Below are 15740 nucleotides of genomic sequence, written 5' to 3' on the forward strand. Positions count from 1 at the left end.
ACGTTAGCGTGCCGCCCCATGACCGATACGCCTTCAGAGACACCCGTTTTCCGGTCCGGCCCCGAGGAGCTGGCCTATCTGCGGCGCCGGGCGGAGGAGCATCGGCAAAGCGCTGAAAAAGCAGCGGATATGGGATCGCGCGCGATCCATTTGCGGCTGGAGCAGCTGTATCGCGAGCAACTTGGGCTGCTGGAAATAGTGCTTCCTGACTAGGTATTTGCGCAAAGATACCAGGAACGGACCAGCCTAACATGGGTTGATGCGCCCGAACCGGACCTGCTGTGGGGCCGGCAGAGGCAAGGATCGGCCATGGGGCATACCCGGACGATAGCGGCGGTGTTCTGCGGTACGGTGGCGCTGGCCGCCTGTGCTGCACCCGCGACGCGGATTTCGACCGGGCTGCAGCGTTATGGCCTGGACGAAGGCCGCGCCGATTGCGTCGGCGGGCGCCTGCAAAGCGACCTGACGCTCGGCCAGCTGCAACAGCTGGGCCGTGCCGCCGCCGCTTACAAGCAGAACGATCCCAATCCGGGCGTGCTGACGGTGGGCGACCTGATCCGGGTCGCGGGCGAGCTGAAGGACCCGAAGATCGCTCTGTCGGTCGGCAAGGCCGCGGCGGGCTGCGGCGTCCTGCCCTGATCCTGCACTTTCCCATCCGCAAAGGAGATATTCCATGAACAAGGACGAATTCCACGGCGGCGTGCGCTATGCGACCGGCAAGGTCGAAAAGGCGGTCGGCGATACGGTGAACAGCCGCGACTGGCAGGTCGACGGCGTCGTCGATCAGGTCGCCGGCGGTGCGCAGCACACCTATGGTCGCGCCAAGTCGATCATCGGCGAGGCGGTGGACAGCGCACCCGAGTTGCTCGACGAAGCGCGCGACCGGCTGAAGGATGCGGGCGAGCGCATCGCCGACGTGGCGGGCGACACCGCCGCACGCGCCAAGGACGCGGCGGGCAAGCACGGCAAGGTCGCCGCGGATGCCGCGCGCGAGCATGGCAAGGCGGCGGCGAAGACCGTGCAGGACACGCCGGCTTTGTGGGCGGTGGCCGCGCTGGTCGGTGGCTATGCGCTCGGCTGGCTGATCCACGGGCGTCGCGCCTGAGGGGCACGCGATGACGGCCGCCCTGCTCAAATCCCTGCGTGACACCGTCGATCTGCGCCATTTGCGCCAGATCATCGTCGGTCTCGACGAAGGGGTGATCCTGATCGATCCCGACCAGAGCCTGCTCTGGGCGAACGACGCCGCGCTGGCGATGCACGGCGTCGGGTCGGTCGAGGAGCTGGGCGCGACCGTCGACGAATATCGATCCCGCTTCCAGCTGCGCTATCGCAACAACCACCGGCTGGAAGCGGACGATTACCCGATCGAACGCGTCGTCGCGGGCGACAGCTTTTCCGAAGTCGTCGTCGAGGTGACGGTGGCGGGCGAGGATGCCCCCCGCTGGGTGCATCAGGTGCGCAGCCTGGTGCTCAACGACGCGGACGATGGCGAGCCGGCGTGCCTGGTGCTGATCATCCAGGACGTGTCGGCGCGCTACGAGGCGGAGGATCGCTTCGAACAGTCGTTCAACGCCAATCCGGCGCCGGCGGTGATCTGCCGGTTGAGCGACCTGCGCTTCGTCAAGGTCAACCAGGGGTTCCTGGAGATGACCGGGCATCAGCGCGACCAGGTGCTGTGCAAGACGGTGTACGACATCGACGTGCTGCGCGAGGCGGAACGCCGCGATCTGGCCAAGGAACGGCTCGCCGAAGGGCGGACGATCCCGCAGATGGAGGCGGAGCTGGAGCTGCCGGGTGGCGGCACCAAGCTGGTGATCGTCGCCGGGCAACCGATCGACATGGGCGACCAGCCGTGCATGCTGTTCACCTTCGCCGACCTGGAGCCGCGCCGGAAGGCGGAGGGCGCGCTGCGCCACAGCGAGGAGCGGTTCACCCGCACCTTCCAGATGGCGCCGGTGCCTATGGCGATCGGCGCGCGCGACGGACATCTGCTGTGCGAGGTGAATGCCAGCTTCACGCAGATGACCGGCTATGCCTCGACCGAGATCATCGGCCGCCCGCTGGGCGAGGTGGAATTGTGGGAACATTCCACGATGCGCGAGGAGATCGAGGCGCTGATCGAGGACGGGCATGCGCTGCGCGGTCATGAGGCGCGCATCCATGCCAAGGACGGCGCAGGGATCGACTGTCTGGTATCGACCGAGGCGATCCGGCTGGGCGACGACGCCTGCGTGCTATGGGCGTTCCAAGACATCACGCAGCGCAAGGCGACCGAGCTGGAGCTGGTCGAGGCGATCGAGGCGGTGATGAAGGACACCAGCTGGTTCAGCCGGTCGATCATGGACAAGCTCGCCCGGCTGCGCGCGCCCGAGCGGCAGGCGGACGGGCCGGGCCTGGACGATCTGACGCGGCGCGAACGCGACGTGCTGGCGCTGATCTGCCGCGGCTATGACGACAAGCGGATCGCGCGGGCGCTCGACGTGTCGGGCAACACGGTGCGCAACCATGTCGCGCGCATCTACGCCAAGATCGGCGTCAACCGGCGCATCGCCGCGGTCGCCTGGGCCCGCGCGCGCGGCTTTGACGGCGAGGGCGTCGTCATCGAAACGGAGGCGGCGGCATGAGCAAGACCCCGAAAGCCGATGCCGCCAAGCGCGCGACCAAGGGATCCGTGCAGGAAGCGATCGGCAAGTTGATCGGCGACGATGCGGCGCGCGAGCGCGGTCGTGCCGAAAAGGACGCGGGCACCGCTGCGGCGACCCGCCGGACCAAGGAATCCCGGGACTGATCCCGGACACGCATTTTTCCAACAGGAGTGATTATGGCTACCCATGCTTATACCGGCCCGGTGCCGGGCGATGACCTGCGCACGGCGAAGACGCCGACCGGATTGTCGTGGGGCGCGGTGTTCGCCGGCGTCGTCATCGCCGTGGCGGTGCAGCTGGTGCTGGGCATCCTGGGCGCGGGCATCGGCCTGACCATGGTCGATCCGGTCGAGGGCACGACGCCGGGCGCGGCGGGCTTCGGCATCGGCGCGGGCATCTTCTGGCTGATCACTACCGTCATCGCGCTGGGCGCGGGCGGCTATGCCGCGGCGCGCGTCGCGGGCGTGCATGACCGGTTCGACGCGCTGGTCCACGGCCTGGTCGTGTGGGGCGTCACGCTGATCCTGACGCTGTACCTGCTGACATCGGTCGTCGGCGGCATCATCGGCGGCGCGTTCCGCACGGTGGGTGCGGTCGCCGGCGCGGCGGGCAGCACGGTGGGCGCGGCGGCACCGGCCGCAGCCTCGGTCGCGGGCATCGACAAGCAGGACGTGCGCAGCGAGGCCGCGGCCTATCTGTCGGATGCGCCGAACGATCCCGCGCAGATGACGCCCGAACAGGCGCAGACCGCGATCGCCAAGGAACTGCCGGCGATGGCCCGTGGCGGCGCCGACGGTCAGCAGGCGGAAGCCCGCGTCGTCGACATCGTCGCCGCGCAGCGCAAGATCAGTCGCGAACAGGCGCAGGCCCAGGTGACGCGCGCCAAGCAGCAGTTCGTCCAGGCTAAGGACAAGACGGTCGAAACCGCGAAGGTCGCGACCGACAAGGCGGCGGGTGCTGCCGCCGGCACCTCGTTCATGCTCGTGCTCGCGCTGCTGATCGGCGCTGGCGCGGCCGGTTTCGGTGCAACTGCGGCGACCCGCCGCAAGCTGCGCTGAGTGTGCGCGGCGGGCCGGCGTATTCGGGCCCGCCGCATCCTTTTACCGACTGTCTGGAAAGGACACGATGATGACCACCAAGACCATCGGCGCCGCGCTGGCGCTCGCCACCGTGCTGTCGCTGTCGGCGTGCAACACGGTCAATGGCGCGGGCAAGGACCTGAAGTCGGCCGGCTCCGCCATCTCCGACGCCTCGGGCGAAAAGAAGAAGTGACGCCGGGCGGGGCGGGCCGAAGGGTCCGCCCCGTTTCGCATCGCGGGCCCGTCATGGCGCGGGAACCGTCGAGCGGATCGCGCGTTGTAGGTCAAACGGGCGGGTCTTATCCGATTGCGCCCGCATCGTTTGATCTGCCGGACCTGCCCTGACCAACAGTCTCCCCATCGCGAGGCCCCTTGCACGGCCTGAGCAGCGCCATCCGGACCGGATGCGCGGATGCGGGTCCTTCGTTTTCCTAAGCCATCGCGATGGTCCGCGCCGCTGGGCGCGCCGGCGCTTTCGCGTGGCGTATCGACCATCTCGATCGACCATGCAGAAAGGGGCCTGACGCCATGGAAAGCTATTATCGGGAGCAGGCGGCGTCCTGCGCGCGCGAGGCCGCAGCGACCCAGCTGTCGCAGGTGCGCGATCGCTATCGCCGGTCGGAGGAGGCATGGCTGGCGATGGCGGATCGCATCGCCCGGACCGCCGCGTTCAAGGCGACCAACGGCGCGTAACAAACCCGCCATTTAATCGCGGCGGATCAACGACATGATGGTTCACTGCCGATGCCTTTTGAGGCCAATCCGATTGCATCCGTAACGGTAGCGTCTCTTGTCCGGGCATCCGCTTTAGCCTAGGACCGTTCCTGCTTTGGACCGACAGCCGCTGCCCCCCGTTCCGCACACGCCATTCGTCGCGCCGCCCGCCGTGCGCGCGGCGATCGACGCGTTCCTGCGCGGGCTCGACCCCAGCGACCCGTTCCTGGCGGTGGTGCAGCATTCGATCACCGCGATCGTGGTCAGCGATCCCACGCTGCCCGATAATCCGCTCATCTATGTGAACGACGCGTTTACCGCGCTGACGGGGTTCGATGCGGCGGAAGTGCTGGGCCGCAATTGCCGTTTCATGCAGGGGCCGCTGACCGATTCCGCGGATGTCGAGCGGCTGCGCGCCGCGATCCGACGGCGCGAGCGGATCGAAGTCGACCTGCTCAACCACCGGCGCGACGGTACGCCCTTCTGGAACCGGCTGATGGTGGCACCGGTGTTCGATGCCGCGGGCGAGCTGCGCTATTTCGTCGCATCGCAGCTGGACGTGACGATCGAGCGGCACCGGCTGCAGCAATTGCAGCAGGATCGCGACTCGCTGAATGCGGAACTGGAAAAGCGCGAGGCGTTGCTCGCCGAGCGCGAGGCGCGGCTGGCGATGGCGCTCAATGCGGGTGGCCTCGGCACCTGGACGCTGGCGCTGCCGAGCAACGTGCTGACCGCATCGGAATCGTGCCTGGCGAATTTCGGCTTTCCGGCGGGCGCGCATTTCGGCGAGCAGGACCTGGCCGAAAGCCTCCACCCCGATGATGCCGCGCGCGTGCTCGCCGCGATCAGGGACACGGTCGTCAACGACGCGCCCTATGACATCGAATATCGCATCCTGACGCCGGCGGGCGAGCAGCGCTGGATCCATGCGCGCGGCGCGGTCCAGCGGCGCGCCGATGGAACGCCGCTGGAAATGTCGGGCTTCACCAGCAACATCACGGCGCGCAAATTCGCCGAGGAGCATCGCGCGGTGCTGGCGCGCGAACTGACGCACCGGGTGAAGAACACGCTGGCGACCGTCGGCGCGGTGGTCAGCCAGACGTTGCGCGACGCGCCGTCGCTCGGCGAGGCACGGGCGGCGGTGGCGGGACGGATCGCGAGCCTGGGCGCGGCGCATGAGCTGCTGGTGCGCGACGAGGTGGAGGGCGCGGCGATCGGCGAGATCGTCGAGCGCGTGCTGGCGCCGTTCCTCGACAGCAACGGCCGGCGCTTCACGATCGAAGGGCCGGACATCCGCCTGAGCCCCGAAATCACGCTGGCGCTGTCGATGGCGCTGCACGAACTGGCGACCAACGCGATCAAATATGGCGCGCTGTCGGTGCCCGAGGGGCAGGTCGCGATCCGCTGGGCGCTGGTCGGCGCGGTCGGCGCGCGGCGCTTCGCGTTCAGCTGGGCCGAACAGGGCGGCCCGCCGGTGACCGCGCCGATGCACACCGGCTTCGGCACGCGCATGATCCAGCGCGTCTTCGCCCAGCATGTCGAGGGGGAGGCCGGCATCACCTATGCGCCCGAGGGCGTGCGCTTCGCGATCGAGGCCCCGGTCTGAGCGGGACGACTCCGCCGGTGACGCCGGACCTGCGCTATATCGTGGTGCGCGGACGGCTGTGGCGACGCGCCAACCCTGCGCTGGCGGAGGACGAGCGGCAACGGCTGGTATCGCAGCTGATGGCGGCGCGGCGGGCGGTGGCGGCGGCGAAACGGGCGGGTGACGCGGACGCGGAGACGCAGGCGCATGCCGCGGTGGATGCGGCGAAGGTGGCGCTCGGCGAACGCGGACCGGTGTGGTGGGATGACGGAGCGCCGGACCTCAACCGGCATATGGCGCGCAATACGCCGTATGCGGCGTGGTTTGCGGGGTTGGGGGCGTAGGGCTTTTTGGCTCGCGGGTGTTGGTAGGGTGGCGGGTGTTGGTTGGCGCGTCCTTTAGGCCTGACCGTCATCCCCGCGGAGGCGGGGATCCATAACCGCTACCGGCCGTGATGGAGCCGCGACGGTAGCGCGTCTGGATTCCCGCCTTCGCGGGAATGACGGAGGGGGGCGGGGGTTTGCGTGTTGGCCGACGGGGCTGCCGGGTGCGGCGTGACGGGCGCCTTGGTGGTTCGCCCCTCCCTCCGTCATCCCGGCGTGCGCCGGGATGACGGAGGGGGCGTTACTCCAGCATCAGCGTGTCGTCGTCGGGGTCGACCTTGCCGGCGAGGCCGGGGACTTCGTCCAGTTGGCGTAGCGCGGTGAAGCCGCCGCGGTCTTCGCGGTAGCGAACGATTTCGAAGCCGTGGCCGGCGAGTGCGGGAACGGCGTCGAGCTCGTCCGCGGTGGCGGTGTTGACGTTGACGCTCACAGGTTCGCCTGCTCCTCTTTCGGCAGATCGGCATCGGGGCCGTAATAGAGTTCGGCGCATTCGTCGGCCAGGCAGCCGCCCTCGATCTCGATATCGTCGCGATAGGCGTCGGCGATGAAGGCGAGCGTGTCGACGTGTTTCGCCTCGAAATACATCGGATGGACGTCGTCACGGCCGGCGCCGAAGACGACGCGGCCGACCTTCGACCAGATCGAGGCCATCGTACACATGCCGCAGGGTTGCAGCGTCGAATAGAGCGTCGCGCCGCGCAGCTCGAGTTCGCCGATCCCTTCGCAGGCGCGGCGGATCGCCATCATTTCGGCATGCGCGGTGGCGTCGGGCAGCTCGTGCGTCTGGTTGCGTTCGGCGGCGAGCACCTTGCCGTCGCGCACGATCACGCAGCCGAGCGGCGAGGTCGACGGATCGGACCCCTTCGATCGCGCGACGTCGATCGCCGTCCGCATCCAATATTCGTCGTCACCTGCGCACATATTCGCCCCGCTTTCGAAGGACCTAACGCACCAGCGCGGGGAAAGACGCCTCAGGGATAACTGACCGTGTTGGGTACCTGCGGGATGGGAATCCATTCCTTGTCGTCGCCGGGGACGAGCGGGAATTCGCCGGCGGTCCAGGCGCGGCGCGCCTCCTCGATCCGCTCGCGGCGCGACGAGACGAAGTTCCACCAGACGTGGCGCGGGGTCTTGAAGGCGTCGCCGCCCGCCAGCATCGCCCGGCCGCCGGTCTCCGAACGCAGCGTCGCGGCGATGCCGGGGCGCAGGACGTAGAGCTTCATCGGTTCGAGCGGCACGCCCTCCAGCGTCGCCTCACCGAAGGCGAGATAGATGGCGCGTTCGTCCGCCGCGGCGTCGATGGGGACGGCGGCACCGGGATCGAGCAGGATGTCGGCATAGATCGTGCCGGCATAGGTGGTGGTCGGCGCACGCTGGCCCCACAATTCGCCCATGATGATGCGCGCGCGGGCGCCGTTCGCCTCCAGCGTCGGCAACGCATCGCGCGCGACATGTTCGAAATCGGGCGCCATTTCCTCCTGGGCGTCGGGCAAGGCGAGCCAAGTCTGGATGCCCGACAGAACCGGCCCATGCGCGCGCTCGTCGCCAGGCGAGCGTTCCGAATGGACGATGCCGTGGCCGGCGGTCATCAGGTTCACGGCGCCGGGTTCGATCCGCAGCTGCGTGCCGAGCGAGTCGCGATGTTCGATCGCGCCGTCGAACAGATAGGTGACGGTCGCGAGGTTGATGTGCGGATGCGGGCGCACGTCGATGCCGCCGCCCGCGGCGAGCTGTGCCGGGCCCATCTGGTCGAAGAACAGGAACGGCCCCACCATCGTACGGGCGCGGCCGGGCAGCGTGCGGTGGACCTTGAACCCGCCCAGGTCGTGGGTGACGGGGGTGATGGTCTGGAGGACGAAATCGTCAAGCACGGGCAGGCTCCGTTTCGCGAAGAAGCTGTTCGAGATCAGCAGGGTAGATGACTTCCGGCCAATCGGCGAGTTCGGACAATGCGAACCAGCGCGATCCCGCCAGCAAGCGCTGTTCGAGCGCGGTCAGCGCGCCGGCCTGCACGTCGTGGCGATCGATATCGACGCGGAAATAGCGTTCGTCGGCGATCACCTCGACGCCTTCGAAGGTCAGGAATTCGCAGGTGCGCTGCGCGACCTCCGGCCCGCAATCGATGTCCAGTCCCACCTCTTCCCACAGTTCGCGGCGGGCCGCCTGCGGATAGGTTTCGCCGGGATCGACCGCGCCGCCGGGCGTACACCATAAGGGCGGGCGGTCGCCGGGGGTGAAGCGCATCAGCAGCACGCGGCCGGCGCCATCGACCAGCAGGATGCGGGCGGCGGGGCGGGGGACGCGGGGCACGGTCGACGACATCGGGCTTCCTTCCACTCCCGTTCGGTGTCAGCCGGTCGGCGGCTGTAGGCCGTGGGCGCCAGCCTTGCGAAGCACGGCTGGAGGCCAAGGGGCTGGGGCGCGTCTTACCGGTCCGACGCGATCGCGACAGCCCGCAATCCGGAAACGCTGCGGTTCAGTGCAGGCGCGATCCGCAGTCGAGTTCGGGATAGTGGCGGAAGATGCCTTCGGTCGTGAACGGCAGGCGCCGGTCGCTCTTCAGATAGGCGCGGATACCGGGCAGATCCGCCACCGCGTCACGCAGGCGGAGCAATGCGGGATAGCGCGATTCCAGCGCCGCCATCCGCTGCGGGAACATATAGCGCAGCCCCTCGACCAGCTGGAACAGCGATGTGTCGGCATAGGTCCAGCGATGGTCGACCAGCCATTCGGTCGGGCCATGCCGGGCCGCCGCCTCGAAATGGTCGAGATATTTGGGCAGGCGTTCCCTGCGGAACTGGTCGGCGGCGCGTGCGGCCTCGTCCTTCTGATCGTCGTAATAGGCCATCATCGCGACGGGATGGTGGACGCTGTGAACCTCGGCGATGCAGTCGGCGATGGTCAGTTGCAGCTGGTTGATCCACTGCCGGTCGGCAAGGTTCGACGGCGCCAGATCGTGCTGCTGGCCGAGGAATTGCAGGATGTTGGCGACCTGCGCCACCGCGTGATTGTCGAGCGCGAGATAGGGCGGGGCGAACGGGCCGCGGCCGGCCTTCGCCCGCGTTTCCATATCGGCCATCATCGCCTCGACACCCTCCAGCCGGGCGCAGTCGAGATAGTCGATGCCGGCCGCCTCCAGCGCCAGGCGGACGAATTCGCCGCGCCCCTGGATCGTCGGCCAATACCACAAGCGATAGGGCATCAGGCTCTCCCGTTCACTCGCCCGGCGCGCGTGCCTTGATCGCGAGGGCATGGATGCGCGTCGACAACAGATCGGCGAGCGCTTTGTTCACGCGGCGCTGGCGTGCGACGCGCGTTTCGCCGGCGAAGAGCGGGCTTTCGACGGACACACTGAAATGCGACTCCCCGGTGCCGTCGTCGCCCATATGGCCGGCATGATGATGGCTGTCGTTGACGACCTCAAGATGGGTCGGTTGCAGCGCGTCGCGCAGGCGCTCCGCGATGATGTCGGCGAGGGGACGGGCGGCGGTGGCGGTGTCGGTCATCGCGCCTATATAGCCACACTTGCGCAGATTAGGGAGCGTTCGTGGCGCGCGGAAGTGACAGGAAAGACCGGCCGCACACGCGGTTTCATGGCCGGGTGGAAGCGAATGGCCGGATGTGCGCCGAGCCGGGCTGCGAGGAGCCGGGCGAATTCCGCGCGCCGCCGCTGGAAGGCGCGAGCGATGGCGGCGGCGGGCCGGGCGCGTTCCGCTGGATGTGCCTGGAGCATGTCCGCGCGTTCAACAGCCGGTACAATTACTTCGACGGGATGACCGCGGACGAGATCCATCGCGCGCAGCGGCCGCTGGCGGGCTGGGAAAGCGAAACGCGGGCGTTCGCGCGCGCGGGCACAGGCGATCAGGGGCCGCGCTGGGCCGATTTCCGCGATCCGCTCGATGCGATCGGCGCACGCTATCGCCGCGAGGTCGCGCCCGAGCGCCGCGACGGCAAGCCGCTGTCGGGTCAGGACCGGGCGAGCCTGAAGGTGCTGGGGCTGGCCCCGGACGCGGATCGGACCGCGCTGCGCAAGCGCTATTCGGAACTCGTCCGCACCTATCACCCCGATCGCAACGGCGGCGATCGCAGCCACGAGGCGATGCTGCAAAAGGTGATCGCGGCCTATCAGCAGCTGCGGCAGGCCCCCGCCTTCCTGTGACCCCCGACGCGGCTGGCCTATAAATCCATTTCGCTGGAAAGCCCGAAGCGGACCAGTTTGGATTTTTGTTTACTTTTGTCCGGTAGGATGGCCGCATGAGGCCTCCGACCATCCCACGCGCCCGTGCCCGGCGCCCGGCGCATCGCGCGCCCGCGGCGCATCGCGGCGCCGCGCGCCTGTTGCGCGATGCGCGGGGTGCGACGATCGTCGAATTCGCGATCGTCGCGGTGCCGTTCGTCGCGCTGATGCTGGCGGTGGCCGTGACGAGCCTGGCCTATTTCGTCCAGGAAACGCTGGAAACCGCGGTCGAGCGCGCCGCACGCGGGATCGTGACCGGCCGGACGCAGGCCGCCGACGATAAAGGCACCATGTCCGGCATGACGCGGGCGCAACTGGCCGAACGGTTCCGCCAGGCAGGCTGCGCATCGCTGCCGGCCTTCCTGCCGTGTTCGCGCCTGTACGTGGAGGTGAAGAGCGCGGTCGACTGGACGCTGCTCGACAATTCGCCGCCGGCGATCACCATGGGCCCCGACGGCCGCATCGCCAACGTCTTCGCCTACGACCTGGGGAACCAGGGATCGATCGTCGCCGTCCGTTTCATGTACGTGTGGCCGATCCAGACGTCGCCGCTGTTCGATTTCAGCAATATCGGCAAGGGTCGGCGGCTGCTGATGGCGACGTCGGTCGCCAAGTCGGAGACCTATCAATGACCGGGCGCCGCATCCGATGGCCGCGCCCCTTCGGCGCATTGCGGCGCGATCGACGCGGGCTGGCGCTGATCGAATTCGCGATGATCCTGCCGATCCTGCTGATCCTGTACCTGGGCAGCGTCCAGTTGCAGGACGGCATTTCGTGCAATCGCAAGGTGACGATCGCGACACGGGGCGTCGCCGACCTGATCGCCCAGAACGCGACCGGCTCGACCACGCAGCGCGAGATCGACAACAGCTTGGCCGCCGCGACGCAGGTGATGGCGCCTTATCCCGCCGCCCGCGCGACGATCCGGCTGACGCATGTCACGATCGACAACAATTACCAGGCGCGCGTCGACTGGAGCCGGGCCCTGAACGGCATTCCCGACGTGAAGGGCACCGTGGCGACGATCCCCACCCAGATGCGGGTGCGCGGCGTGTCGTTCCTGATCGCCCGCGTGACCTATGCCTATCAGCCGCCGACCAATTTCGGCTTCATCGGGCCGATCAAGCTGGGCGATTCGCTGATCATGCTGCCGCGCAATTCCTCTGCCGTCACCTGTGTGGATTGTTGATCCCATGACCTTTTCCCTGCTCTCCCGCCTGCGTGACGTCCGCCGCGACCGCCGCGGCAACGTGCTGAGAATGTTCGGCTTTGCCGTGATGCCGATGACCTTCGCGGTCGGCATGGGCATCGATTACGCGCGCGCGATGAAGTCGCAGACCAAGCTGAACGGCGTCGCGGATGCGGCGGCGCTGGTGGCGGTCAGCAAGATAGCCATGCCGCTGGACGACAAGACCGCCGCCGATCAGGCGCGGCAGATGTTCCTGATCCAGGCGCAGTCGGTGCTCGGGCCCGGCGCGGTGCAGCTGACCAACGTGACCGCGACCGCGGTGAAGGACAGCACCGGTCGGCGCACCGCGTCGGTCACCTATACCGCGACGTCGGGGAACGTCTTTGCGCGCGTGCTGGGCCTCCGGGTGCTCAACATCAGTGGCGCGTCGTCGACGACAAACGCCATCGCGCCGAACATGAATTTCTACATGCTGCTCGACGTGTCGGGATCGATGGCGCTGCCGACGACGAGCGCAGGCCTGTTGAAGATCGCCCAGAGCAACAGCAAGGGCTGCAAGTTCGCCTGCCATTCGGTCAACGACCTGACCGGCACCGACGCCAACGGCAATCAGACGAGCCTGTACAACGTCGCCCGATCCTACAATCTGACGTTGCGGGTCGATGAAGAGGCGACCGCCGTGCGCAGCCTGATCAGCACGGCGACGACGACCGCCAGTCGCAACGGCGCGGCCTATCAGTTCGCGATGGCGGGGTTCCGGGGGAAGGGCGGCTTTTCGACGCTCCAGAGCCTGACCGGCACCGTCCAGAAGATCATCGATGCGACCGGCCTGATCGGGCCATCGAAATTCTACAGCAACGGCTGTCCGACCTCCGCGTGCAAAAGCACCGAAGTCGGCTTCAACGACCAGGACAGCGGCACCAGCGATGCCATGGACAACATCAATGCGATGATGACCGATCCGGGATCGGGGCTGAACGGCGAGGCGCCCAAGGCGGTGATGTTCATGATCACCGACGGCATGCGCGACGAAGCGCGTCCCGGCGGCAAGCCCGAAATCGCGATCGACACCGCCAAATGCGACGCGATCAAGGCGCGCGGCATCCGCATCGCGGTGCTCTACACCGAATATCTGCGCGAATCGCTCGACAACGACAATTGGTCGCAGGTCAACGTCGCACCCAATCTGTATAAGGTCGAACCCGCGCTGCAGGCCTGCGCCTCGACCGGCCTGTACACCAAGGTGACGACCGATGGGGACATCGCGGCCGCCTTGTCGGCCTTGTTCCAGAATGCGGTGGCGACGGCGCGGATCACGCAATGAGGGCGCGCGACCGCGGCGTATAACGTGTAAATATATGCGAGTAGCTCGCATTAGCGTTGACGGTGATAATAACTCGCATTAACGGACGCCCCATAAAGGGGACCGTTTTTGATGACCAAACCACCGTTTCTGGCGCTGTCGTGCATCGGCTTCCTCGCGTCCGCGCCGGCCTTTGCCGCTGATCCGGTTGCGGCGACCGCAAAGGCCGGCGTTGCCGCCGACCCGCAGGCGCAGGATGCCCGGCGCGAGGGCGAGCGCGACGACATCATCGTCAACGGCAAGGGACAGGTGGCGCCTGCGGTGGTCGAAAGCCCCAAGGCGACGTCTGCGCTGATCGACACGCCGCAGACGATCACCGTCATCTCCGATCAGGTGCTGCGCAAGCAGAACCTCCAGACGCTGCGCGATGCGTTGCAGACGATCCCCGGCATCACCTTCGGCGCGGGCGAGGGCGGCGGCGGTTATGGCGACAGCATCAACCTGCGCGGCTATTCGGCCAACACCGACATCACGATCGACGGCATCCGCGACAGCGCGCAATACAGCCGCACCGATCCGTTCAATCTGCAGCAGATCGAAGTCTATAATGGCGCCAATTCGGTCTTCAACGGATCGGGCAGCGTCGGCGGCACGATCAACCTCGTCACCAAGGAACCGCGAGCCGAAGATCTGACGATCGTGCAGGGATCGGTCGGCACCGACAATTACTGGCGGGGCACGGTGGATGCGAACCATCGCGTCGGCGACGATGTCGCGGTGCGCCTGAACGCCGTCTACCACCACAACGACGTGCCTGGCCGCGACGTCGAGAAGTACGAACGCTGGGGCGTCGCACCCGCCGTCACGATCGGGATCGGCGGGCCGACCAGCCTGACGCTCGCCTATGTCCACCAGCGCGACGACAACACGCCTTTGTACGGTGTGCCCTATTTCAACAACGCGCTGGTCGGCGGCCTGATCACCGGCGCGGATCGCAGTGACTATTACGGCTACAGCAACCTCGATCGCCAGCAGATTACGGTGGATCGCTTCACCGCGACCTTCCGACATCAGGCGGACGCGCATGTCTCGATCCGCAACCTGACCCGCTGGCAGCGCGTCGGCCAATATAGCGTGACGAGCGCGCCGCAGGGCACCTTCTGCCTCGCCGGTACGGGCCGCCAGCCGGTGGCGACCAGCGCGACCAATCCGGTCGGCGCGGCGTGCCCGACGGGGTTGCAGCGGGGCCAATGGATCCCGTCCGGCCCGCGCGGGCTGGTACGCGACCAGGAGAACCAGCTGCTCGCCAACCAGACCGACCTGCGGCTGGAACATGGTGAGAAAGGCGGGCTCCGTAACGTCGCCAACATCGGCATGTCCGCGATCGTCGAGGATTATCGCATCACCAGCGGATCGCTGCTGCGCAATGCGGACGGATCGGCGGTGTCGCCGCTGCCGACGCTGTCGATCAGCAATCCCGACAGCGTCTATCGCGGGCCGATCAATTATGTGACGACCGCCCAGTCGCGGTCGACCCAGACCAATGTCGCGGTCTATGCCTTCGACACGCTGGAGCTGAACCGCTTCTTCGAACTGAACGGCGGCGTGCGCTGGGAAATGCAGCGCAGCGACTTCCGCGCGCTGCCGCTCCGGACGCTGGCGCTGGGCGTCAGCCAGCCCGCCGCCGCGTTGCAGACGCCGCAGATCAACAACGAACGGCTGTTCTCGTATCGCGTCGGCGCGGTGTTCCACCCGGTGCGCGACGTCAGCGTCTATGCCGGCTACGGCAACGCCAAGACGCCCTCGTCGCCGAGCGTGCGCGCCGGCTGCGTCAGCGTGTCGAACAATATCGTCACCAACACCTGCGGCGTCGCGCCCGAAACCGCGCGCAATTACGAGGCGGGCGTGAAGGCGGGGCTGTTCAATCGCCGGCTGGAGCTGACCGCGGCGGTGTTCCGTAACGAGCGCACCAATTATCGCGTGCCCTCGAACGACCCCGCGCTGCCGACGGTGCAGGTGCTGGGCGGCAAGAGCCGCGTCGACGGCATCGCGTTGGGCGCATCGGGCAATATCACCAAGGCGTGGACGATCTTCGCCAATTATACCTATCTCGACAGCACGGTGTTGCAGTCGGTGTCCGATTACTGCCTCGCCAATCCCGGCAGCACGGGTACGCCCAATTGCGGCAATTCGGTCGCCAATCCCGACCCGCAGCGCGGCAGCCCATTGGTGCAGACGCCGACGCATTCGGGCAGCCTGTTCACCACGTACAAGCTGCCGTTCGGGCTCGAGCTGGGCTATGGCCTGACCTATCAGGGGTCGTTCACCACCTATGTCCCGGTGCTGACCAACGGCGTGCAGCTGCGCGCGCCCGACTATCTGATCCACCGTGCCTATCTCGCCTACAGCTTCGGCAACGGCTGGACCGCGCAGCTCAACATCCAAAACCTGACGGACGAAAAGTATCTGACCAACGTCCGCAACAATATCAACGCGACCAGCGGCGTCGTGACCGGCGGCTGGGCGATGCCCGGCGATCGGCGCCAGACGGTGCTCAGCCTGTTCCGCAGCTTCTGATCTTTGCTACTCTTCCCCGCCACAT

General features: G+C 67.4%; 21 protein-coding genes. 15 read left to right on the top strand and 6 right to left on the bottom strand.

Features of this window, described 5'->3' with window-relative positions; all coding sequences use genetic code 11:
* Window positions 1-18: 18 nt before the first annotated feature.
* The 10 genes from GGR47_RS02840 (at window position 19) to GGR47_RS02885 (ending at window position 6370) form a co-directional block, all read left to right on the top strand.
* The gene (locus tag GGR47_RS02840; RefSeq protein ID WP_183949423.1) at window positions 19-213 is read left to right on the top strand and encodes a hypothetical protein; all 195 of its coding nucleotides are present in this window, start codon (window positions 19-21) and stop codon (window positions 211-213) included.
* Between the two features lie 96 nt (window positions 214-309).
* Window positions 310-639 carry a hypothetical protein gene (locus tag GGR47_RS02845; protein WP_147036587.1) on the top strand — a complete coding sequence of 110 codons (330 nt, stop codon included), beginning with the start codon at window positions 310-312 and terminating at the stop codon, window positions 637-639.
* A 34-nt stretch (window positions 640-673) separates the two neighbouring features.
* The gene (locus GGR47_RS02850) at window positions 674-1105 is read left to right on the top strand and encodes a CsbD family protein (protein WP_017977824.1); all 432 of its coding nucleotides are present in this window, start codon (window positions 674-676) and stop codon (window positions 1103-1105) included.
* Between the two features lie 10 nt (window positions 1106-1115).
* Window positions 1116-2627 (top strand): PAS domain S-box protein, encoded by a 1512-nt coding sequence (locus tag GGR47_RS02855; RefSeq protein WP_063687912.1) that lies wholly within the window; start codon window positions 1116-1118, stop codon window positions 2625-2627.
* A complete protein-coding gene (locus GGR47_RS02860; protein WP_167509756.1) occupies window positions 2624-2791 on the top strand; it encodes a hypothetical protein in 168 nt (55 codons plus the stop codon). The genes GGR47_RS02855 and GGR47_RS02860 overlap by 4 nt, the downstream gene beginning before the upstream one ends.
* Before the next feature lie 33 nt (window positions 2792-2824).
* On the top strand, window positions 2825-3706 hold the full coding sequence (locus GGR47_RS02865; protein ID WP_147036588.1) for a hypothetical protein: 882 nt from the start codon (window positions 2825-2827) through the stop codon (window positions 3704-3706).
* 70 nt (window positions 3707-3776) lie between these two features.
* Window positions 3777-3920 carry an entericidin A/B family lipoprotein gene (locus tag GGR47_RS02870; RefSeq protein WP_018250489.1) on the top strand — a complete coding sequence of 48 codons (144 nt, stop codon included), beginning with the start codon at window positions 3777-3779 and terminating at the stop codon, window positions 3918-3920.
* A gap of 335 nt (window positions 3921-4255) precedes the next feature.
* Window positions 4256-4420 carry a hypothetical protein gene (locus GGR47_RS02875; RefSeq protein ID WP_167509757.1) on the top strand — a complete coding sequence of 55 codons (165 nt, stop codon included), beginning with the start codon at window positions 4256-4258 and terminating at the stop codon, window positions 4418-4420.
* A gap of 136 nt (window positions 4421-4556) precedes the next feature.
* Window positions 4557-6047 carry an HWE histidine kinase domain-containing protein gene (locus tag GGR47_RS02880; protein ID WP_147036589.1) on the top strand — a complete coding sequence of 497 codons (1491 nt, stop codon included), beginning with the start codon at window positions 4557-4559 and terminating at the stop codon, window positions 6045-6047.
* A 17-nt stretch (window positions 6048-6064) separates the two neighbouring features.
* Window positions 6065-6370 (top strand): hypothetical protein, encoded by a 306-nt coding sequence (locus tag GGR47_RS02885; RefSeq protein WP_147036590.1) that lies wholly within the window; start codon window positions 6065-6067, stop codon window positions 6368-6370.
* Window positions 6371-6650: 280 nt separating this feature from the next.
* Here the strand turns inward: GGR47_RS02885 and GGR47_RS02890 are convergent, their stop codons facing one another.
* From GGR47_RS02890 to GGR47_RS02915, 6 genes are all read right to left on the bottom strand, one after another.
* The gene (locus GGR47_RS02890; RefSeq protein ID WP_147036592.1) at window positions 6651-6839 is read right to left on the bottom strand and encodes a ComEA family DNA-binding protein; all 189 of its coding nucleotides are present in this window, start codon (window positions 6837-6839) and stop codon (window positions 6651-6653) included.
* Entirely contained in the window at window positions 6836-7330 is a 495-nt protein-coding gene (locus tag GGR47_RS02895) for a nucleoside deaminase (RefSeq protein ID WP_147036593.1), read from the bottom strand. The genes GGR47_RS02890 and GGR47_RS02895 overlap by 4 nt, the downstream gene beginning before the upstream one ends.
* A gap of 50 nt (window positions 7331-7380) precedes the next feature.
* On the bottom strand, window positions 7381-8280 hold the full coding sequence (locus GGR47_RS02900; protein WP_017977834.1) for a pirin family protein: 900 nt from the start codon (window positions 8278-8280) through the stop codon (window positions 7381-7383).
* Window positions 8273-8731, bottom strand: coding sequence for an NUDIX hydrolase (locus GGR47_RS02905; RefSeq protein ID WP_147036594.1), 459 nt, complete (start codon window positions 8729-8731; stop codon window positions 8273-8275). The genes GGR47_RS02900 and GGR47_RS02905 overlap by 8 nt, the downstream gene beginning before the upstream one ends.
* A 154-nt stretch (window positions 8732-8885) precedes the next feature.
* Complete coding sequence (locus tag GGR47_RS02910) at window positions 8886-9611, bottom strand: glutathione S-transferase (RefSeq protein ID WP_017977836.1); 726 nt, start codon at window positions 9609-9611, stop codon at window positions 8886-8888.
* A gap of 13 nt (window positions 9612-9624) precedes the next feature.
* On the bottom strand, window positions 9625-9915 hold the full coding sequence (locus tag GGR47_RS02915) for a BolA family protein (RefSeq protein ID WP_017977837.1): 291 nt from the start codon (window positions 9913-9915) through the stop codon (window positions 9625-9627).
* A gap of 113 nt (window positions 9916-10028) precedes the next feature.
* On the opposite strand from GGR47_RS02915, the gene GGR47_RS02920 reads away from it, so the two are divergent.
* The 5 genes from GGR47_RS02920 (at window position 10029) to GGR47_RS02940 (ending at window position 15715) form a co-directional block, all read left to right on the top strand.
* The gene (locus GGR47_RS02920; protein ID WP_017977838.1) at window positions 10029-10568 is read left to right on the top strand and encodes a J domain-containing protein; all 540 of its coding nucleotides are present in this window, start codon (window positions 10029-10031) and stop codon (window positions 10566-10568) included.
* A 95-nt stretch (window positions 10569-10663) separates the two neighbouring features.
* Window positions 10664-11278, top strand: coding sequence for a TadE/TadG family type IV pilus assembly protein (locus GGR47_RS02925; protein WP_147036595.1), 615 nt, complete (start codon window positions 10664-10666; stop codon window positions 11276-11278).
* Entirely contained in the window at window positions 11275-11835 is a 561-nt protein-coding gene (locus GGR47_RS02930) for a TadE/TadG family type IV pilus assembly protein (protein ID WP_147036596.1), read from the top strand. Before GGR47_RS02925 ends, GGR47_RS02930 begins: the two co-directional genes overlap by 4 nt.
* A gap of 4 nt (window positions 11836-11839) precedes the next feature.
* Window positions 11840-13159: a pilus assembly protein TadG-related protein gene (locus tag GGR47_RS02935; protein WP_147036597.1), complete on the top strand. Its 1320-nt coding sequence runs from the start codon at window positions 11840-11842 to the stop codon at window positions 13157-13159.
* A gap of 111 nt (window positions 13160-13270) precedes the next feature.
* A complete protein-coding gene (locus GGR47_RS02940) occupies window positions 13271-15715 on the top strand; it encodes a TonB-dependent receptor (protein ID WP_183949424.1) in 2445 nt (814 codons plus the stop codon).
* Window positions 15716-15740 lie beyond the last annotated feature (25 nt).

It is taken from the genome of Sphingomonas aquatilis (assembly GCF_014196115.1).
GTDB classification, from domain to species: Bacteria; Pseudomonadota; Alphaproteobacteria; order Sphingomonadales; family Sphingomonadaceae; genus Sphingomonas; species Sphingomonas aquatilis.